24 protein-coding genes are annotated in these 18,616 nt (G+C 31.1%); 11 read left to right on the top strand and 13 right to left on the bottom strand.

All coding sequences use genetic code 11. The annotated features are described in order from the left end of the window. Positions 1 to 6: 6 nt before the first annotated feature. Both MOO46_RS05910 and MOO46_RS05905 read right to left on the bottom strand, forming a co-directional pair. Positions 7 to 375 (bottom strand): hypothetical protein, encoded by a 369-nt coding sequence (locus MOO46_RS05910; protein ID WP_249510762.1) that lies wholly within the window; start codon positions 373 to 375, stop codon positions 7 to 9. A 16-nt stretch (positions 376 to 391) separates the two neighbouring features. Beyond that, positions 392 to 952 carry an NAD(P)-binding oxidoreductase gene (locus MOO46_RS05905; protein WP_249510761.1) on the bottom strand — a complete coding sequence of 187 codons (561 nt, stop codon included), beginning with the start codon at positions 950 to 952 and terminating at the stop codon, positions 392 to 394. A gap of 134 nt (positions 953 to 1,086) precedes the next feature. Between MOO46_RS05905 and MOO46_RS05900 the strand changes: the two genes are divergently transcribed. Together MOO46_RS05900 and MOO46_RS05895 are read left to right on the top strand one after the other, a co-directional pair. Beyond that, entirely contained in the window at positions 1,087 to 2,019 is a 933-nt protein-coding gene (locus MOO46_RS05900) for an aldo/keto reductase (protein ID WP_249510760.1), read from the top strand. A gap of 82 nt (positions 2,020 to 2,101) precedes the next feature. Then, a complete protein-coding gene (locus MOO46_RS05895) occupies positions 2,102 to 2,851 on the top strand; it encodes a sulfite exporter TauE/SafE family protein (RefSeq protein ID WP_249510759.1) in 750 nt (249 codons plus the stop codon). 30 nt (positions 2,852 to 2,881) lie between these two features. Here MOO46_RS05895 and MOO46_RS05890 read toward each other — a convergent pair whose 3' ends face one another. Next, positions 2,882 to 3,361: a MarR family transcriptional regulator gene (locus MOO46_RS05890; protein WP_249510758.1), complete on the bottom strand. Its 480-nt coding sequence runs from the start codon at positions 3,359 to 3,361 to the stop codon at positions 2,882 to 2,884. Positions 3,362 to 3,467: 106 nt separating this feature from the next. On the opposite strand from MOO46_RS05890, the gene MOO46_RS05885 reads away from it, so the two are divergent. The 5 genes from MOO46_RS05885 (at position 3,468) to MOO46_RS05865 (ending at position 7,936) form a co-directional block, all read left to right on the top strand. After that, on the top strand, positions 3,468 to 4,889 hold the full coding sequence (locus MOO46_RS05885; RefSeq protein ID WP_249510757.1) for an MFS transporter: 1,422 nt from the start codon (positions 3,468 to 3,470) through the stop codon (positions 4,887 to 4,889). A 2-nt stretch (positions 4,890 to 4,891) separates the two neighbouring features. After that, positions 4,892 to 5,491, top strand: a complete 600-nt coding sequence (locus tag MOO46_RS05880; protein ID WP_249510756.1) for an NADPH-dependent FMN reductase — start codon at positions 4,892 to 4,894, stop codon at positions 5,489 to 5,491. A 21-nt stretch (positions 5,492 to 5,512) separates the two neighbouring features. After that, on the top strand, positions 5,513 to 5,851 hold the full coding sequence (locus MOO46_RS05875; protein WP_249510755.1) for a hypothetical protein: 339 nt from the start codon (positions 5,513 to 5,515) through the stop codon (positions 5,849 to 5,851). Between the two features lie 149 nt (positions 5,852 to 6,000). Further along, on the top strand, positions 6,001 to 7,311 hold the full coding sequence (locus tag MOO46_RS05870; RefSeq protein WP_249510754.1) for an NCS2 family permease: 1,311 nt from the start codon (positions 6,001 to 6,003) through the stop codon (positions 7,309 to 7,311). Between the two features lie 70 nt (positions 7,312 to 7,381). Continuing rightward, on the top strand, positions 7,382 to 7,936 hold the full coding sequence (locus MOO46_RS05865; RefSeq protein ID WP_249510753.1) for a cysteine hydrolase family protein: 555 nt from the start codon (positions 7,382 to 7,384) through the stop codon (positions 7,934 to 7,936). 86 nt (positions 7,937 to 8,022) lie between these two features. Here MOO46_RS05865 and MOO46_RS05860 read toward each other — a convergent pair whose 3' ends face one another. The 4 genes from MOO46_RS05860 to MOO46_RS05845 all read right to left on the bottom strand — a co-directional run bounded on the left by MOO46_RS05860 (position 8,023) and on the right by MOO46_RS05845 (position 10,022). Further along, positions 8,023 to 8,874: an IS3 family transposase gene (locus MOO46_RS05860; RefSeq protein WP_249510752.1), complete on the bottom strand. Its 852-nt coding sequence runs from the start codon at positions 8,872 to 8,874 to the stop codon at positions 8,023 to 8,025. Further along, positions 8,868 to 9,173 carry a transposase gene (locus MOO46_RS05855; RefSeq protein ID WP_249510625.1) on the bottom strand — a complete coding sequence of 102 codons (306 nt, stop codon included), beginning with the start codon at positions 9,171 to 9,173 and terminating at the stop codon, positions 8,868 to 8,870. The genes MOO46_RS05860 and MOO46_RS05855 overlap by 7 nt, the downstream gene beginning before the upstream one ends. 112 nt (positions 9,174 to 9,285) lie before the next feature. After that, a complete protein-coding gene (locus tag MOO46_RS05850) occupies positions 9,286 to 9,636 on the bottom strand; it encodes a fluoride efflux transporter FluC (RefSeq protein ID WP_249510751.1) in 351 nt (116 codons plus the stop codon). Next, a complete protein-coding gene (locus MOO46_RS05845; protein WP_249510750.1) occupies positions 9,636 to 10,022 on the bottom strand; it encodes a fluoride efflux transporter FluC in 387 nt (128 codons plus the stop codon). Before MOO46_RS05845 ends, MOO46_RS05850 begins: the two co-directional genes overlap by 1 nt. Before the next feature lie 163 nt (positions 10,023 to 10,185). On the opposite strand from MOO46_RS05845, the gene scrK reads away from it, so the two are divergent. The 3 genes from scrK (at position 10,186) to MOO46_RS05830 (ending at position 12,722) form a co-directional block, all read left to right on the top strand. Beyond that, complete coding sequence (gene scrK, locus MOO46_RS05840; protein ID WP_249510749.1) at positions 10,186 to 11,064, top strand: fructokinase ScrK; 879 nt, start codon at positions 10,186 to 10,188, stop codon at positions 11,062 to 11,064. A gap of 243 nt (positions 11,065 to 11,307) precedes the next feature. Further along, positions 11,308 to 12,309 carry a zinc-dependent alcohol dehydrogenase family protein gene (locus tag MOO46_RS05835; protein WP_249510748.1) on the top strand — a complete coding sequence of 334 codons (1,002 nt, stop codon included), beginning with the start codon at positions 11,308 to 11,310 and terminating at the stop codon, positions 12,307 to 12,309. A 20-nt stretch (positions 12,310 to 12,329) separates the two neighbouring features. Then, positions 12,330 to 12,722: a VOC family protein gene (locus MOO46_RS05830; RefSeq protein ID WP_249510747.1), complete on the top strand. Its 393-nt coding sequence runs from the start codon at positions 12,330 to 12,332 to the stop codon at positions 12,720 to 12,722. Between the two features lie 60 nt (positions 12,723 to 12,782). Here the strand turns inward: MOO46_RS05830 and MOO46_RS05825 are convergent, their stop codons facing one another. From MOO46_RS05825 to MOO46_RS05805, 5 genes are all read right to left on the bottom strand, one after another. Then, complete coding sequence (locus MOO46_RS05825) at positions 12,783 to 13,229, bottom strand: hypothetical protein (RefSeq protein ID WP_249510746.1); 447 nt, start codon at positions 13,227 to 13,229, stop codon at positions 12,783 to 12,785. Between the two features lie 17 nt (positions 13,230 to 13,246). Beyond that, entirely contained in the window at positions 13,247 to 14,176 is a 930-nt protein-coding gene (locus MOO46_RS05820) for a GH25 family lysozyme (RefSeq protein ID WP_249510745.1), read from the bottom strand. 84 nt (positions 14,177 to 14,260) lie between these two features. Continuing rightward, on the bottom strand, positions 14,261 to 15,025 hold the full coding sequence (locus tag MOO46_RS05815; protein WP_249510744.1) for a hypothetical protein: 765 nt from the start codon (positions 15,023 to 15,025) through the stop codon (positions 14,261 to 14,263). A gap of 81 nt (positions 15,026 to 15,106) precedes the next feature. Next, positions 15,107 to 15,901: a metal ABC transporter permease gene (locus MOO46_RS05810; RefSeq protein WP_249511718.1), complete on the bottom strand. Its 795-nt coding sequence runs from the start codon at positions 15,899 to 15,901 to the stop codon at positions 15,107 to 15,109. An 8-nt stretch (positions 15,902 to 15,909) separates the two neighbouring features. Next, complete coding sequence (locus MOO46_RS05805; protein WP_249510743.1) at positions 15,910 to 16,575, bottom strand: metal ABC transporter ATP-binding protein; 666 nt, start codon at positions 16,573 to 16,575, stop codon at positions 15,910 to 15,912. A 211-nt stretch (positions 16,576 to 16,786) separates the two neighbouring features. On the opposite strand from MOO46_RS05805, the gene MOO46_RS05800 reads away from it, so the two are divergent. Further along, on the top strand, positions 16,787 to 17,653 hold the full coding sequence (locus MOO46_RS05800; protein WP_249510742.1) for an N-acetylmuramoyl-L-alanine amidase: 867 nt from the start codon (positions 16,787 to 16,789) through the stop codon (positions 17,651 to 17,653). Between the two features lie 41 nt (positions 17,654 to 17,694). Here the strand turns inward: MOO46_RS05800 and MOO46_RS05795 are convergent, their stop codons facing one another. Continuing rightward, the gene (locus MOO46_RS05795) at positions 17,695 to 18,567 is read right to left on the bottom strand and encodes a LysR family transcriptional regulator (protein WP_260525482.1); all 873 of its coding nucleotides are present in this window, start codon (positions 18,565 to 18,567) and stop codon (positions 17,695 to 17,697) included. Positions 18,568 to 18,616: the final 49 nt, after the last annotated feature.

Genomic DNA, 18,616 nt, shown 5'->3' with positions numbered 1-18,616 from the left:
TAAAGATTATTCATCTTCTGATAATTTATTTTCAGGTAACTTATTTTCCTTTAAAACTTCATTAGTATATTCTTCAATATCTAATGCCACTTTTTGCATATTAGGATCTTTTGGATCCATATGACCAGCAGTATCTTGAGCCACTGCCCAATATGCTAAGCTATCAGTAATTGGGATGATATCTCGAACCACTTCCATTTGCATATTTGAACGAGCTTGTTTCAAGTTTTCAAAAGTGTTGTAATCGGTAATCATATGCATAAAGCCACCCTGAGGATCAGTAGTTTTAAAAATTACTAAATGTGATTGTTCCCTAGTTGCTGATAATTGTTGCTTAATTTGTGACAATTGTTCTTTACTTAATTCTAATGCCATAATATATCCACCTCAATTATTCCTCAATCAATCCAATGGATTGATTGATAAATTCTTGCTTCTCAACCACATTGTAAGCCACATCAGCGACGTTATCAAAAGAAACTTTACCATAATTCATTTTTTGTCCTTCATCAATAACTGACAATTTACCATGTTGTTCATCAGTCATTTTAACCGGACGCAAAATCGTATATGGAATTTCATATTCATCAACTAATTTCACGGCGTAGCGTTGTTCATTTAAATATTCTTTTTTACTATCAACATTTTCATATGTAACATCGTCAACTAGTTCATTATCAATCCCAGCAGTTGATAACATCACGAACTGTTTTAATGGTGGCTTAGCTTCATCAAGGGCTGAAAAGAGTGCTTCAAAAGCTAAATCAACATCTGTAGGTCCTAAAAATGAATAAATAATATTAACATCTTTAACCACATCAACATAAGAACCTTCATTATCAAATTGAACATCATCTAAATGTGTAAGTTCGTAATCATGATTATTCTTAAATAATGACATAACTTTTTTAGCGACTGGTTTTTGACCACCTAAAATTAAAATTTTCTTCATATCTAATCACCCCTACTTTATATCAATTCAAGTGTAACAAAAATTAATATTGGAAGGAATTACTAAATACTTTAAAATAACTTACTTTTAGTTCATAATTATAATGTTAATTAATTTAGAGGAGGAATTTTCACATGGTTAAAATTGGTAAATCATCAGTTGAATCAACTGCACTTGGTTTAGGTACCAACGCGGTTGGTGGTATTAACTTATTCCCAAACTTAAAAGATGAAACAGGTATTAAAATCGTTAAAACTGCTTTGGATTCTGGAATTACCCTATTAGATACTGCATTTGCATATGGGATGGGGCATTCTGAAGAATTAATTGGTCAAGCTATTCAAGGTTATGATCGTAGTAAATTCGTAATTGCTGATAAAGCTGCACAAGATACTAGCGGTGATGAAGTAACCATCAATAACAGCCCTGAATTTTTGAAAAAAGCTGTTAATGATGCTCTAAAACGTCTACAAACTGACTACATTGATATTTTCTATATTCATTTCCCAGATGACAGCACTCCTAAAGATGAAGCAGTGGCTGCATTAAATGAAATGAAAAAAGAAGGAAAGATCAAAGCTATCGGAGTTTCTAACTTCTCATTAGATCAAATTAAAGAAGCTAACAAAGATGGCTTAGTTGATGTTGTAGAAGATCAATACAGTTTGTTGCATCGTGATGCTGAAAAAGACATGTTCCCTTACTTAAGAGAAAATAACATTTCATTCGTACCATTCTTCCCTCTAGCATCTGGTTTGTTAACTGGAAAATATTCAAAGGCAGTTACATTCCCAGACGATGATATTAGACATGGTAATCCCGACTTTGAAGGTTCACGTTTTGAATCAATTGTAGATGCTGTTAACGGCCTAAAACCATTAGCTGAAAAACATGACGTTACAATGGCAGAATTAATTCTTGCATGGTACATGAAGAACCCAGATATTACTGTTGTAATTCCTGGTGCTAAAAAGCCAGAACAAGTATCAAGTAATGCTAAGGCACTAAACACTACTATTAGTGACGATGATTACAAGCAAATTGATGAAGCATTTCAAAACTTATAATTTTTTATAAACCACTAAAAAAGACCAGATTCTTATGAATTTGGTCTTTTATATTAAGATAAATATTTAGGAAGTGGTCTTTATGACTTTGGGTACGATTATATTTTTAATTTTAATTGGTATAATTTCCGGCATTATTAACAGTATTATCGGCATGGCATCATTAATATCATATCCAGCTTTAATTTCAGTGGGCATTCCACCAGTATTAGCTAATGCATCCAATACCGTTGCCCTAATATCAAGCGGTATTAGCTCAACTTTATCCTCGTTGAAAGAATTAAAAGGACATTGGCATGAAATTTACCCAGTGATCTTATTAAATGCACTTGGTGGATTAGTTGGTTCCATTTTATTATTGCATAGTTCTAATGCTGCATTTTCAAAAATTATTCCGTTTTTAATTTTCTTTGCTGCTTGTTCAATTTTGATACCAAAAAGACAACCAGCTCAAGGTAAGAAAAAAGGTAACAGTACATTTTGGGAATACTTGATTTTAGGGCTAGTGGGCATTTATGTGGGTTATTTTGGTGCCGGCGCTGGAGTTATCATGATTGCCGTCTTATCCAGAATTACCGATAGTTCATATAATGTTTATAATGCGACAAGAAACGTTGCAACGCTATCTTCTAATCTTGTTGCATCAATTATTTTTATTTTGGTGGCTAATATTTATTGGCATGAAATAATTATTTTAGCAATTGGCTTGTTCATTGGTGGCTTTATTGGCCCTAAAATTGTCAGATATATCCCTACTAAAATTATGAAAAATGGTGTCGGAATTTTTGCGATTCTGCTATCAATTTATCTATTTATCAAAGCATTTTTCTAAAGCAAAGGTTATTTTGTAGCCTTTGCTTTTTTAGATATTTGAATTAGTTATTTTGCTTAAAATTTCAACAAATTTATTAATATCATCACCAGAATATTCATCAATTATATTCTTAAGATTTGTATAAATATGCTTTTCTAAAGCATCATGAACATCAAATAACTTTTGTCCAGTAGAAGTTAAATTAACAAAAGTTTCTTTATTATTAGAAGCCTTGTAATATCGATCTACTATTTTAGTTTCAGCAAATCTTTTGATTGTTCGTGAAATCGTTGGTTGTGAAATACCTGATAAATTAGGTAATTTTTTAACAGAAATTGGTTCATATTTGCCAATTAATGATATTAAATGAATATCACTAGTTTTTAGTTTTTTTAAAATTGGATATGCATCACCATCAGCACTTAGCTGATTTTCCATCCACACTTTTTCATTATCATTTCTTGAATCTTCATTTAATAGTTTACCAATTGAAGACATTATATTATTTACATTTTCATCTAATTGCATAATTACCCTTCTTTTATTCATTTGAATATATATCTTGATTATATCATATTAAGTGTTACAATATTTTTATATTCACGTGAATAAATATCTAAAGGGAGTGTTTTATATGGCTAAAAAAATGTCTTCCAAAAGATGGTGGATATTATTTTGTATTGGAATTGTAACGTTTATGACCGATCTGGATGCTAGTGTTGTCAACATTGCTCTTCCAGTTATTAATAAATCATTATCAATTAATATGAGCGTTTCAGAATTGATAGTTTCTTCTTATCTAATAACTATCTGTATTCTGTTATTACCATTTGGCAAATTGAGTGATAAATTAGGAAAAAATAAAATTTTTAAAATTGGTGTAATTGTTTTTTCCGTGGGTTCACTATTATGTGGGATGAGTAATCAAATTATCTTTTTACTAGTATCAAGAGTAATTCAAGCTGTGGGTGCTGCTATGACTATGAGTACTAATAATGGAATTATAACTGAAGTCTTTCCTAAAGAAGAACGTGGACAAGCATTAGGTTGGATTGGTTCATTTGTTGCTTTAGGCATGATTGCAGGCCCTGGAGTTGGCGGTATTATTCTACAATATCTATCATGGCAATATATATTTTGGATTAATGTTCCAATTGGTGTAATTATGATAATAATGTCCATTAAGTTGTTACCAAATAGTTTAATCAAACATAAAACAAAGTCGGACAATTTTGGCATCTTTTTATCAATGGCATCAATTCTTGGAATATTCATTTACATCTATGCTGGACAACAAATTGGTTACACTAATATTTATTTATATTTAATTCTATTTTTATCAATTATTTTATTTGTTGGTTTAATATTAGTAGAACGCAAAAAAGAAAATCCGTTAATTAATTTGGCATTATTTAAAAATAGAAATTTTTCGATTGGATTATTAACTGCCACGATTATTTTCATTACCAATAATTTTTATATGGTACTAACCCCTTTCTATTTAGAAAATGCCCGAAACTTTAGTGCCGGATCTGCGGGACTAATGATGATGCTTTTACCATTAACTCAAATTATTACTTCACCAATCTCAGGAAAACTGTCAGATAAGATTGTTGAACTAAATTTAACAATTATTGGTTTAGCAGTTATCTTCATCACACAATTCTTTTTGATTTTTAGTAATCTAAGTACAAATATTAAAATTTATTTATTTGCGATTGGACTACTAGGATTAGGAAATTCTATTTTCCAATCTCCTAACAATTCAATGATCATGAGTTCTATTTCGCAAAAAGAATTGGGAATTGCTGGCAGTATGAATTCATTATCAAGAAATATTGGGATGGTAACCGGTAATGCATTGGCAACATCGTTACTATTTATATTTATGAGTAATTTAGCAAATAAACATATAACTAACTTTGATGGAAATAAGAAGTTAACCTATATGGTAGGACAACAATATGTATACATTATTGGAACTATTTTAATACTGTTTGCATTAGTTATTTCTATCGTCAATTTTTACAAAAATAAAAAAATTTCGGAGGTATAATTATGACAAAAATTAACATTATTTTAGGAAGCTCAAGAAAATCTTCAATTGGTAGACATTTATTTAATTATTTAAAAAACAATCAATCTGAGTATGAAAAGGAAATTAATGCTCAACTAAATTTCATTGAAATCGGCCAATATGAATTACCATTTTTCTATGAAGCATTACCACCAATGAATAATAAAAACCGCTCATTGCCAGATAATGAGCAAAAATGGTTAGATGATATGGCAGATGCCGATGGTTATATCTTTTTGACTCCAGAATACAACCATTCTTTTCCTGCTGTAATTAAAAATGCTATTGATTATTTATCATTTCAAATGTCAGGCAAAGCTGTCTTAACCATGACTTATTCTAACAATGCTCGTGGTGGTCAATTTGGTGGACTTGAATTAAATGAAGTTTTAACTAGACTAAATGCATTTGTCGTTCCACAAAATGTCGCTATTGGTAATGTCCAAAAGAATTTTGATGAAAATGGTAACTTCTTAGAAGATGCTCCATCAAAAGAATTCTATGAAAACAAATTGAAGCAAAGTATTAAAAAGATTATTTTTTACAGTAATTTATTTAAAGAAAATCCTTTTAAGGGATAAGTATTTTGTAGGAGATCAAATATGAATAATATCATTCCAGATATCGCAATCTTGGAATCAGTTACCAAAATAAAAATTAATGATCTGGCTGAACAAGTTAAAGCTGCATATTTTTATTTTAATAGAAAAAAGAATTCTTTATCAATTGATGAAAGCAATGATGAATATATTTCATTTTCATTTAACGACCATAATGATTTTATACTAAACGGTAGTGGAGGCAGACCTTCTGATATTGAACAGTTTATCGGTTATCTAGGTAATTTAGGTGCTAAATTTGATGTATTTAATATTCTTGATGATAATGATGAAACAAAAATCATTTCAATCAACTTCAATGTAAAACGATTACCATTATAATATTAATCACTAAAAATGACATACAATTTGTATGTCATTTTTTATTTAATTAAATTGATAGTTCGGAAATGGTGGACAAATTATGAAAATGTGCTAAAATTAATAAACGTTAAAACAAAAACACGAACTATAAAGGGAGAGATTACATAATGGTTAATCAAATCGCTAAATTTTTTAAATTTGACGAATTAGGAACCAATTATAAACGTGAAACTTTAGCTGGAATTACCACTTTCGTTTCGATGGTTTATATTATCTTTTTAAATCCGAACGTTTTGGGAGCTGCCGGAATGGATAAAGGAGCGGTATTTACTTCTACTGCTTTAGCCACTGCCCTTGGTTGTTTCTTAATGGGAATTATCGCAAATTATCCGATTGCTTTATCAACTAGTTTAGGAATGAACGCTTTCTTCGCCTATTCCGTTTGTATCGGAATGAAAGTTCCGTGGGAAACTGCTTTAGCTGGAACTTTTATCGCTGCTATTATTTTTATTATTTTAACTGCTTTTAAATTAAGAGAAAAAATTATCGATGCAATTCCTACTGATCTAAAAAGTGCAATTGCTGGTGGAATTGGTTTATTTATTGCCTTCTTAGGTTTGAATCAAGGTGGATTAATTGTTGCTGATAAAAGTACATTAGTTACTCTAGGTTCATTCCATACTGGTACAACTTGGATTACTATTTTCGGTTTAATCGTCGTAATTGTTTTGATGAGCGCCAACGTTCCTGGTGCCATCTTTATTAGTATGGTTGCAACTGCAATTCTTGGAATGATAACTGGCTTAATCCCAGTTCCTAGTCACATTGTTTCAAGTATTCCTAGTATTAAACCAGTTTTCTTAGCAGGTGTTTCACATGTAACACAAATTAATACACTGCAACTATGGATTGTAGTATTTACTTTCTTGTTAGTATCATTTTTCGATACTGCTGGAACTTTAGTTGGTTTAGCTCAACAAGCTGGTTTTATCAAAGACAACAAGATTCCAAGAATTGGTCGTGCTTTAGCTGCTGATTCAACTACGATGTTAGGTGGTTCATTATTAGGAACTTCTCCTATGGGAGCTTTCGTTGAATCATCCGCTGGAATTGCTGTTGGTGGTCGTTCTGGATTCACAGTAATTATTACTGGAATTTTATTCATTCTAGGTACATTCTTCTCACCTATGTTAGGTGTAATCACTGACCAAGTTACAGCTCCAGCATTGATTACAATTGGTATTTTAATGGCAAGATCGCTTAAAGATATTCATTGGGAAAGATTTGAATTGGCTGCACCATCATTCTTGATTGTTTTGGGGATGCCTCTTTCATACAGTATTTCAGATGGAATTGCTTTAGGATTTATTACTTACCCACTAGCAATGATTGCTGCTAAACGTGGCAAAGAAGTTAACGCATTTATGTATGCATTATGTATTATATTTATCATTTTCTTCTGGTTATTAAATGAATAATTAAGTTAAAAAGACTTTCTATAAGTAGTAAAATTATGGAAAGTCTTTTTTATTAAAGTGAGGTTTTTATATGAGTAAACAAGCATTATTAATAATCGATTATACAAATGATTTTGTCGCTGATAAGGGTGCCCTGACAGTTGGTAAACCTGGGCAACATTTAGAAAAAAACATTGTAAATTTAGCCGATGATTTCGTTAAAAATGATGATTGGGTGATTTTACCAACTGATTTACATCACAAAAATGATCCATATCATCCCGAAACTAAACTCTTCCCTTCCCATAACTTAGCTAACACTTGGGGACGTCAGTTTTATGGTAAGTTACAAGATTGGTATGATGAGCACAAAGATAATGCCAAAATTTATATGTATGACAAAACTAGATACAGTGCTTTTGCGGGAACTGATCTAGATTTAAGATTACGCGAACGCCATATTGATACTCTACATTTAGTCGGCGTATGTACTGATATCTGTGTATTGCACACTGCCATTGATGCTTATAATCTTAATTATAAGATTGTAGTTCATGAAAGTGGTGTTGCCGGATTGACTGATGAAGGACAACATTTTGCGTTAAATCATTTTAAAAATACTTTAGGGGCGAAAGTAGTAAAATAAAGTTCTCTATATTTAATAAAAGAGGATTGATATTTTCATTATGGAACTGCAACTATTATTTTGAACAAATAAATAAAAGCAGCTTTCTAATTATTTAATTGGGCAACTGATTTCCTGTACTCTACAGGTGATTGGTTGCCTAATTTTGTTAATATTCGTGTATTATTCCAAAATTTGATATAATTATTCACACACCTAATGGTATCTGCTAAACCTTTTGGTTTAGCTTGTGTGTATATCATTTCAGTCTTTAGGCTTGAGTGAAATGATTCAATGATGGCGTTATCAGCTGGCGTCCCTTTACGGGACATACTTCTGATGGCGCCTTTTTTGCGTGCTAATTCAAAAAATTCACGCGAAGTATAAGTAGAACCCTGATCACTATGAATGATAGCACCACTTAAATAGCCTAATTGATTTAGTGTATCTAATGCCAATTGGGTATTTGGATGATTAGAAATTTTATGAGCAATAATTTCCGAATTAAAACTATCCATAATTGTAGAGAGGTACAACATTTTATTTCCGCAAGGAATATAAGTGATATCAGTGGTTAATTTACGATTTGGTAAACTAATGTTCCAATCACGATTGATTATATTATCAAATTGTTTGAACGGATTACCAGGTCGATGAGATCTTTTACGTTTAATACGACACCCCCAATTGTATTTAGCCATAATTCTTTGAACTTTACTAACACTGCATTTTAAGTGCTTATTAATTAGTGCATGAATTTTACGATAACCATATAAAAACTTTGTTTTTATACATAGTTGTTGAATCTCCTGTTCAATCTGACTTAAATTAAAATGAGCTGCATGTGTTTTATGATAGTAATAGGTACTTCTAGATATATTGAGATACTGACAAATCCTAACTAAAGGTATTTTGGATGTGAAAGTATCGATTAATTTAATAGTAGCTTGATTTACCACAGCCCTTCCATGATTAAATATTTTTTTATAACTTCAAGTTCTTCCTTCATTTGTTTAATTTCCATATCTTTTCTGACATCACTAGGTAGTTCTAAATTGCCTTTATTATATTTATATTGTTTGCCAGGCTTTTGATTCAAACGATAATAATCACCATTTCTTACATATTTCCGCCATGTATAAATTAAGCCGTCACTCTTTAAACCAAGTATTTTACAAATCTTTCTACCAGGAATACCTTCATTAAGAAGCCGAACGGCTTCTAGTTTAGTTTCATATGAATATTTATTATTAGTCATACAAAAAACACCTCCGAATTATATTATTTTACCAAATTAAAATAATACTTTTATCGAAAGTGCTTTTATTTATCTGTTCAATATTATAACTTCAGTTCCTATCAATCCTCTTTTAGATTACATATCCCAATAAAGCAGCTAAGACACCTAAAATAGCCGTTAATAAATAATAAATCAATGATAGAACTTGTCTTTTATTACGCAACTGAATAGTTTCATCAATATAGGTAGAAAAAGTTGTATAGCCACCTAAGATTGCAATAAATAAAATCGTTGTAAACATATTTTTAGGTAGTTGATGATTAACTAATCCTAATAAAAAAGACCCTGAAACATTAATAAACAAAGTTGAAATTGGTAAAGAAATTTTATGAAAAAGTTCATTCAGTATTTTGGTAACTAAAAATCTTAAAAGTGAACCGATTGAGGCACCTAGACCAACAATTAAAACGTTATATAACATTATTGATGCCTCTTTTCCATATATTGTTTCCCTAGATTTGCTCCAAGCATACCAAATAACAAACCGCCAATTAAACTAATAATTATATATAAAATACCTAGACCAATTTGGTGATTCATTAATAAGGTAATACTTTCAAAAGAAAAGGTTGAAAATGTTGTAAAGCCACCAATTAAGCCTACACTTAATCCATCAACTAAATCTTCCGATGCATCTAATAATTTAACCACAACTGAGGTTAATAGTGCTAATAAGAATGATCCAATAATATTGATAAAAATGGTTGCTATAAAATGATTATTACCAGCAACAAAAGTAAGATATCCCCTAATAGATCCACCGATAAAGCTAAAGAAAGCAATATAGATCAATTTTCTAATAAGCATAATTTTAAGCCTTCTTTTAAATAAATTTATTTTAATATTATCATACAATAATGAGAATGCCTTTTGCTACTATACCAATTTATTTTTTATTTTGACATTTAATCATTTAAAATTTATTATTAATGTAAGTATAAATAATTAGATACCCATAAGGAGTAATTTTATGTTACTTGGAAGTATCGAGGCCGGTGGCACAAAATTTGTATGTGCAGTTGGAAATAATGACTACCAAATTGTAGATAGCGAAATTATAAAAACTACCACGCCCGATGAAACATTAACTAAAACAATTAATTTTTTTAAAAAGTTTAAAGATTTAGCAGCATTAAGTATTGCATCATTTGGTCCTATTGAGGTCAGAAAACAATCTTCAAAATTTGGTTATATTACAGATACACCAAAAGAAGGTTGGTCTAATGTTAACTTTTTGGGAACTATTAAAAAATCATTAGATGTACCCATTTATTGGACCACTGACGTAAACGGATCTGTGTATGGAGAATATATCAATCTAGCAAAACATGATGTTAATCTTAATTCAATGGTTTATTACACGATTGGAACTGGTGTTGGTGCAGGAATTATCATTAATGGTCAATTTGTTGGTGACATGGGACATCCAGAATTAGGGCATATCAAGTTAAAACGTCATCCTGACGATCAAAATTTTGCCGGCATTTGCCCCTATCATGGAGATTGCTTGGAAGGATTAGTCGCTGGCCCTACTTTTGAAGCCCGTTTAAATAAAAAAGGAAAAGATGTTCCATTAGACAATCATGTATGGGATATTATGGCTTATTATGTTGCTCAAGCGGCGTTACAAGCGACTCTCGCATTTCGTCCTTCCAAATTAATATTTGGTGGTGGCGTAGTTAGTGAAACATTTCTCAATAAAGTTCGCGCTGAATTTGAAAATTTACTAAATGGATATATAAACATCGATAATATTGATGATTATATTGCAATACCATCGATTGTAGATAACGGTTCAGCAACTTATGGTAATTTCGCTTTAGCAGACGAATTACTAAAGAAAGTGTAATTGCGCACAAAATAAAATAAAATATTTTTTAGCCAGGAATGATTCTTGTAAACCCTTTCATAGTAAGTTTTCATAACAATCATTCCTTTTTTTATAAGATTTTTTCAATAAATTTGCCACAAAATGCTTTCTTTTTTTGAAAAATGAGTTATCATAATAGTTGTAAGATTGTGAAATGATTAATTAATCATTTTGCACAAGAAATTAATAAACTTGAAATTCAATATGAAAGGATCTTGAATTATGAAAGCATTAGTTTTAACTGGTAAGAAACAATTAGAAATTCAAAATACTGAAAAACCTGAACCAAAGGCTAACGAAGTTGTTGTAAACGCTAAGTATGCTGGTATTTGTGGTACTGACTACGCATTATACAATGGACTTCCAGGTTCAGCTCCAGCTGTTCCCCCAATCGTTTTAGGTCACGAAAACTCAGGTGTTATCTCAGCTGTTGGATCAGACGTTACTGACTACAAAGTTGGTGACCGTGTAACTGTTGACCCTAACATCTACTGTGGTAAATGTAAGTACTGTCGTACAGCTCGTCCAGAATTATGTGAAAACCTATCAGCCGTTGGTGTTACTAGAAACGGTGGACTAGAAGAATACTTCACTGCTCCTACACAAGTTGTATACAAATTACCTGAAAATGTTGATTTAAAATCAGCTGCTACATGTGAACCTATTTCATGTGCCGTTCATGGTATGGATTTATTAGACATTAAGCCTTACCAAAACGCTTTAGTTATTGGTGATGGTTTCATGGGTCTAATCTTTGCTCAAATGCTAAAATCATACGGTGTTAAATCAGTTACTTTAACTGGTCGTCACGATGACAAATTAGCTGCTGAAAAAGAAAAGACTGGTGCTGACAAAGTTATCAACACTACTAAGGAAAAGATTCCTGCAGAATACGATGTTGTTATCGAAGCTGTTGGTCAACCTGCTACTCAAGAACAAGCTGTTGAAGCAACTGTTAAGGGTGCTCAAGTATTAATGTTTGGTGTTGGTGCTCCTGACCAAAAATTCCAAATGAACACTTACGAAGTATTCCAAAAACAATTAACTATTAAGGGTGCATTCATTAACCCTAACTCATTTGAAGATGCTATTGCATTACTACAAAGCAAAGGTGTTAATGTTGCTGACATCATCGATAACGTTATCAGCTTAGAAGATGTTGAAGGCGTTCTAGATGGTACTTCAGACCTTAAAGGTAAATGTGTAGTTAAAGTTTCTGACTAATTTATTTGGAGGATGACATTATGGCTTTAAACGATTACTTTGACGGATTACAACACGTTGGAATCCCTTCAAAAGATTTAGACAAGACAATTGAATTCTACAAATCATTAGGATTTGACCAAGCTGGAGCATTCCACAATGGTGAAAATCGTTGTGCCTTCATGAGATACGGTAACTTAACTGTTGAAACATGGGAAGGCGATCCAGTTGCCATGGAAAATGGTGCTATTAACCATATTTCTATGAACTGTACTGATGTTGATAAAGCATTTGCTGCCGCTAAAGAACAAGGCTTCAATGTTTTAGATGACGAAATCCAATCAATCCCTTCATTCTGGGATAATGGTATTCGTTTCTTCAATATTCAAGGTCCTAACCACGAAAAAATTGAATTCTGCCAAATCGTTAAATAACATTTGAAAGAATATAAAAAATAGAACTCCCATAAGGGGGTTCTATTTTTTTATATCTTTTTAAGGATGAGTGGCATATAGGGGTGTATTTTTCATTTCATCAGATTTATTAAAATGAACATATTTACTACTTAACCAACCCTTTTCATTAAAACCTTTACCATAAATATTTACATAATATTTTACCGATTGGCTAAAATGACGTTTTTGATTTTTAGTAACTTTATAGAATTTCGTAGTCATTGATTTTTTAGAAACAGTTGCTGCATAGTTATTCGAATCAATCAGTTTATTTAAATTGATATGATGCTTATTAGTATAAAGTGTTCCTTTATTATTTATCGATACTTTTTCGTTATTTAATTTAATTGATCTATGATAAGTTTTGATATCACTAGAATGAGAATTATGATTTACATTCGCCGATGCTATGGAATTACCGGTTAATAATAAACCACCAATTAAAACGATACTAACTAAAGCTTTCTTAATTAAATTTTGCTTCATATAAAAACTCCCTTTTATTATTGATAAATAGCAACTGAAGTTTTTCGAGAAGTATAAGTCGCTAAATTTCCTTTTGCCATAACACGATTATTTTTAATATCGAATGACTTAATAGCTAATACTTCACCATACTTAGCAGTTCTCAGATACTTTCCGTTAACGTAAAGTGGAATCCCCTTTTTATTAATGACCTTAAAATAACTCATGTTCTTTTGATGATAATAATTTTCTAAGTGAACTTTAGACCCCTGTTTATGTTTTTGATACAAAAGATTATTAATATTACCATTATAAGGAACCATATTAGCATCTAAGCGCTGATTTAAAGAAACACTTGGATATTTATCGGTAAATTGCCACAAATCATAGTGATACGAAGGATTAGGCATATACTTAGAGTAAGAAGCTAGCCAGATATTATTATAGTCTTTTAAAGTCTTATTATCGAAACCATCGATTTTACTTCTAGAACCATATAGAACAACCGGTTTGCCACCACTTATTTTACGCATTTCATGTGCCCATGAAGAGGTTGCTTCATCAGAATTTTTGTTCATTTGAAGTTCATAGTCGTTTACATAAAAAAGCGCTCCCAAAGCATTATGATGTAATCTGCGTGCTTCAATTCTAGCTTGATAAGAGTTTGTATATTCACTATAACTATAAACCCCATATTTTATATTATAACGATTCATTAGCTTAACATTATTTTGAAATTTAACATCCATATAACTACCATCTTGAACTCTTAAAATAACAAACTTTATTTCTTTTTTTAGTTGTTTAGCCTGATTATCGGTTAAATAGCCCTGATACTGCGAAATATCATAAGCAACTGGTGAATCACTTTTATTATCAGCATTTACTGTTTTACTACAAAAAAAGAATACACAAAATAATAATACAATGACAAGCATAAATTTTATTGCTTTTTTATTTATAATCATAATAACTTTCCTTTTATAGACTAGCTAAAATTTTATCAAAAAATGACCTAGAAACCAAACAAGTTTCTAAGCCATTAGGTTTTATTATTTAATTGATGTTGCCATCTTTAAAGCTGAATTTACATTTGGAGCTTTAACTGTATAAACAACATTGCCTTCTTGCCAAGTAACTGAGCTTTGAGAATCATTTTCTAGTTTAATTGAACCTTTTCCTTGAGGAATTGGTAAAGCATTACTTTGAATAAATTGAGTAGCGGCTTTAGCATTTGATAATGCTGAATCGCCACCATTTTGAGTATTACCATGTGATACTAATGACCAATTACCAAAATTGGTACTTACATATGCTTGACCAGCACCACGATCTTCATGACCTTTAACATTGTAACCTAAGTCCACTGAAGGTAGTCCTTTAGTACTATCACTACTTTGATAGTCAACATTTTGACTAGCTTCACTTGAATTATTGTAAGTCTTTTTGTTAAATGTTGCACCATCAGAAGAATATTTAACATTGTAATTGCTATTGTTACCATTCATTTGTGATTTTTCTGAGCTAGATCTAGGTAGTTTTTCATTACCTAATCCACTATTGTCTGAATTAGCCTTACTAGAGCTCATAGAACCATTTGATGAGCTTGAATTACTCGATGATTCATTACTTGATGATTTATCAGAACTCGAATTGCTAGAACTGTCATTAGATGAGCTACTTGAAGAATCACTCATTTTTGTAGATTGTTCTTTTGAACTACTATCTGATGACTTATTACTATTACCTTGGCCACAAGCTGTCAAAACTAATCCTAAAACAGCAACTGCTGGCACGATTTTTTTCCATGCTTTCATATAAAAATTAGCATCTCCTTGTAAAACTATTTATTAGAAACAGTATAACAAATGAACTTAACAATTTGTTTAAAGTTTAAGTTAAATTCTTGTTACTTTATCGTAAAAAACTGCAATAACGTAAATAATGGTTTCGATTAATGCAATAAAGAAACTAACGGATAGATTAGTGATAAAGCTTAAATATAATCCGACCCATGTCCCAATCAAAGAAAATAAGAATGATAAAGCTGTCATTCCCCAGATACTATGAGCAAAGTATTTAGCAGATGCAGCTGGAATTGTTAGTAATGCAAAGATTAGCAATGAACCCACAATTTGAGCTGTTACACTAACTGTACATGCTAACAATATCAAAAATACAATTGAAACAAAAGTATTAGATCTAGAATTAAAATTAGCACCAATATCGTCAAAAGAATTATATTTTAGCTTTCGATAAATTAAAGTAATTAATACAATAATTAGTACACTTAATGCAACTAAAGTTGTTACATTACTTAAACTTATTCCCACAATACTACCAAATAAAATATTAGTAGCATAGCTAGACTGACTATTAGCTAATGAAAGAAATAATATTCCAAGTCCGATAAATAATACCGAAAAAACACTAATCGATGATTCACGCCGACTCACTTTGGAGCCAACCGTTCCAATCATTAATGAACTTAAAACTGTAAAAATTAGCATTCCAATAATTGGATTAGTCCCTAGAAAAACTCCAAATGAAGCTCCTGAGAAACTTATCTCTGAAAGTGTATGAGTAAAGAAAGCAGTCCTTCTAGCAACAACAAATACTCCCATCATTCCACATATAACAGATATGAAAAAACTAGCGATAAATGCATATTGCATAAATGGATAACTAAACATATCTAACATCATTTTACCCCCTTTAGAGCAGAAAGCATTCCATGATGATTAGATATATTTAAATCAAAATCACCATATGTTTTAACTAAGATGGGATCATGGGTAATGAAAATCACTGCAGTTCCAGTCTGTTTAATAACTTCCTTAACTACGTCCAACAATAAAAATTTAGCTTCTTTATCTAAACTGGCAGTACTCTCATCCAAAATTAAAAGCTTCGGATCTGATACCAATGCTTGCGCTAAAAATACTCGTTGCTGTTCACCACCAGAACACTTTCCCAATGGTGTTTTTGCTAATTCTTGTAAATTAGTCATCTTTATAATTTTTTGAATAACTTGTTTTTCTTTTTTGCTTAACCATGGTCTTATTGACTTTTGCAAGCCCAATCCAATAAAATCACGAACAGTTAATGGATAATCATTATCGATATTTCTAAACTGTGGAACATACTGCAATTGACTACGTTTAATCGTGGCTCTTACTGAATCATTCTTGTTAAAGTTTTTTAAAATTGCTTTAACCATCGTCGTTTTTCCCACACCATTTTCGCCTGTAATACAAGTGAGTGTTTGTGGATAAATTTCAAATGATAAATTATGAATTAAATTCCGTTCTTTAACAGCTACATTTAAATTGTTAATCGAAAGCAGCGGTTGCTTATCTACTTGCATGTTATATCATCTCCGCTTTTTATTATTGTGAAAGCATCCACTTTTGATAAGTAATAAAATTCAATTAAAACATGTTAAATATTAATTACTCCTTATAATTTCAAATATTATTCATTGATAATTATTAGTAATTGCTACATAATTTTAACATATAAAGATTAAAAAGTTCCTAACTTAACGTTAGATAAAAATTGCAATCGAGGTAAATTAAATGATTCAAAAAATCTGGATAGATTTTAAAAACGCTCCGTTCAGAATTTGGTTAATTAGAGGAATTATAGCAGCTTTATTGTTAATTATATTAATAATTGAGCTGGCAAGATTGATATCGTTACCCAAAGTGAACGCTGTTAAAATAAATTTAAGACAAGATCATAATGATCAATCTAAAATAATTAGCCAAGTCCCACATGGACAACATTTAAATGTTATGAAAACTAGTAATAATAACTGGTGGTATGTAAAATACAACGGTCAAAAAGGTTGGGTTGCATCATGGCTATTAGATAAAAGCAGTTATGATCCTAGTAAGAGTAATAAAATGGCTGAAGCAACCATTGTAATTGATCCCGGTCATGGAGGTTCTGATTCTGGAACATTATCACAAAATCAACAATATATGGAAAAAACTTATACTTTAAAAATGGCTGATAAAGTCGCAAATCAATTACAAAAATTAAATGCTAATGTTGTAATGACTAGGAATAGCGACAAATATGTTAGTTTGGGGCAGAGAACTAGACTATCAAACAATCTAAAAGCCGATTTATTTGTTAGTTTCCATTTTGATTCTGCCAATGGCGATGGAAATGCTTCTGGTTTTGGTATTTATAAATATCATGATAATGCTAATCAAATTGCCAATAAAGTTAATGATAATTTTAATTTGCCATTACACAGCCGTGGCGTTTCAATTGGTAATTATTATGTTCTTCGTGAGAATACGCAGCCTGCAATTTTACTAGAAATGGGCTTCATGGATAGTACTAATGATGTTCAATATATTCGTAACAATGGTTATCAACAAAAAGTTGCAGATCAAGTTAGCTCAGCAATTAATCAATATTTTAATAAATAAAACAAAGGCATCTAGAATTTTTTCATTCTAGATGCCTTTCTTTATTGTAATTTATTTTTATTTTCGATCAAAAATTCTACAAAATATTTACTAGCAATTGGCATTGTCTTTTTATCCTGACAAACTACTGAAACCGGACGCGTTACCTTAGGATTTACTGGTCGACAAACAATATCGAAATCGGTCCTTTTAGCAACTAATTCAGATAAAATGCTAACTCCCAAACCGGCTTCTACCATTGCCATAATCGTATAATCATCTTGAATTTGATATTTTACATTGGGTTCGTTGATTCCAATTTGTTTAAAAGCTTTGAGTGGCTCACTATACCCACCACCTTGAACCAAAATAAATGGATCATCAGATAATTTGGCTAATGGAATAGTACTTAGTTTAGCTAGTGAATGATTTTTTGGCACAAATGCTTTCATCTCAGTATTACGAATCAAGATTTTGTCCAATCCTTCACCGTAATCAGCAGTCATAATCGCAAAATCTACTTCGCCAGTTTTTACCCACCTTAGTAAGGTGCCATAATCACCTTGTTTTAAGACAAAATCAATTCCAGGATATTCTTCTTTGAACCGTTTAAATAAGTCCGGAAGCCAATAGCAACTAACACTAGTAATCGCGCCTAACTTGACCGTTCCGGTTTTAAGCCCATGGATTGCATGAGCCGTTTCTTGCAACGACTGATATTGACGAATAGTTTCATGAATATATGGATATAAAGTTTTCCCCTGCACTGTTAGTTCAATGCCTGTACGCGAACGCTTTAAAATCTGCATATCATATTCAGATTCTAAAGATCTAATCATCTGACTCACTGAAGATTGAGTATATCCCAGTTGATTAGCTGCTTTTGTAAAACTATTGTTATCTAAAATTGCTTTTAATACTAATAATTTATTAATGACACATCACCTTTACTAATGTTAACACAAAAAATATTAATTTCACTTA

The organism is Apilactobacillus apisilvae, from assembly GCF_023380225.1.
Classification (GTDB): Bacteria; Bacillota; Bacilli; order Lactobacillales; family Lactobacillaceae; genus Apilactobacillus; species Apilactobacillus apisilvae.
Note: the sequence above shows the minus strand (reverse complement) of the source record. Positions and strands in the feature narration are given on the sequence as shown.

What these genes read in the sequence shown, in the direction of transcription:
- MOO46_RS05910 (WP_249510762.1), bottom strand. Translation starts at nt 375, where the DNA reads ATGGCATTAGAATTAAGTAAAGAACAATTGTCACAAATTAAGCAACAA.
- MOO46_RS05905 (WP_249510761.1), bottom strand. Translation starts at nt 952, where the DNA reads ATGAAGAAAATTTTAATTTTAGGTGGTCAAAAACCAGTCGCTAAAAAA.
- MOO46_RS05900 (WP_249510760.1), top strand. Translation starts at nt 1,087, where the DNA reads ATGGTTAAAATTGGTAAATCATCAGTTGAATCAACTGCACTTGGTTTA.
- MOO46_RS05895 (WP_249510759.1), top strand. Translation starts at nt 2,102, where the DNA reads ATGACTTTGGGTACGATTATATTTTTAATTTTAATTGGTATAATTTCC.
- MOO46_RS05890 (WP_249510758.1), bottom strand. Translation starts at nt 3,361, where the DNA reads ATGCAATTAGATGAAAATGTAAATAATATAATGTCTTCAATTGGTAAA.
- MOO46_RS05885 (WP_249510757.1), top strand. Translation starts at nt 3,468, where the DNA reads ATGGCTAAAAAAATGTCTTCCAAAAGATGGTGGATATTATTTTGTATT.
- MOO46_RS05880 (WP_249510756.1), top strand. Translation starts at nt 4,892, where the DNA reads ATGACAAAAATTAACATTATTTTAGGAAGCTCAAGAAAATCTTCAATT.
- MOO46_RS05875 (WP_249510755.1), top strand. Translation starts at nt 5,513, where the DNA reads ATGAATAATATCATTCCAGATATCGCAATCTTGGAATCAGTTACCAAA.
- MOO46_RS05870 (WP_249510754.1), top strand. Translation starts at nt 6,001, where the DNA reads ATGGTTAATCAAATCGCTAAATTTTTTAAATTTGACGAATTAGGAACC.
- MOO46_RS05865 (WP_249510753.1), top strand. Translation starts at nt 7,382, where the DNA reads ATGAGTAAACAAGCATTATTAATAATCGATTATACAAATGATTTTGTC.
- MOO46_RS05855 (WP_249510625.1), bottom strand. Translation starts at nt 9,173, where the DNA reads ATGACTAATAATAAATATTCATATGAAACTAAACTAGAAGCCGTTCGG.
- MOO46_RS05850 (WP_249510751.1), bottom strand. Translation starts at nt 9,636, where the DNA reads ATGTTATATAACGTTTTAATTGTTGGTCTAGGTGCCTCAATCGGTTCA.
- MOO46_RS05845 (WP_249510750.1), bottom strand. Translation starts at nt 10,022, where the DNA reads ATGCTTATTAGAAAATTGATCTATATTGCTTTCTTTAGCTTTATCGGT.
- scrK (WP_249510749.1), top strand. Translation starts at nt 10,186, where the DNA reads ATGTTACTTGGAAGTATCGAGGCCGGTGGCACAAAATTTGTATGTGCA.
- MOO46_RS05835 (WP_249510748.1), top strand. Translation starts at nt 11,308, where the DNA reads ATGAAAGCATTAGTTTTAACTGGTAAGAAACAATTAGAAATTCAAAAT.
- MOO46_RS05830 (WP_249510747.1), top strand. Translation starts at nt 12,330, where the DNA reads ATGGCTTTAAACGATTACTTTGACGGATTACAACACGTTGGAATCCCT.
- MOO46_RS05825 (WP_249510746.1), bottom strand. Translation starts at nt 13,229, where the DNA reads ATGAAGCAAAATTTAATTAAGAAAGCTTTAGTTAGTATCGTTTTAATT.
- MOO46_RS05820 (WP_249510745.1), bottom strand. Translation starts at nt 14,176, where the DNA reads ATGATTATAAATAAAAAAGCAATAAAATTTATGCTTGTCATTGTATTA.
- MOO46_RS05815 (WP_249510744.1), bottom strand. Translation starts at nt 15,025, where the DNA reads ATGAAAGCATGGAAAAAAATCGTGCCAGCAGTTGCTGTTTTAGGATTA.
- MOO46_RS05810 (WP_249511718.1), bottom strand. Translation starts at nt 15,901, where the DNA reads ATGTTTAGTTATCCATTTATGCAATATGCATTTATCGCTAGTTTTTTC.
- MOO46_RS05805 (WP_249510743.1), bottom strand. Translation starts at nt 16,575, where the DNA reads ATGCAAGTAGATAAGCAACCGCTGCTTTCGATTAACAATTTAAATGTA.
- MOO46_RS05800 (WP_249510742.1), top strand. Translation starts at nt 16,787, where the DNA reads ATGATTCAAAAAATCTGGATAGATTTTAAAAACGCTCCGTTCAGAATT.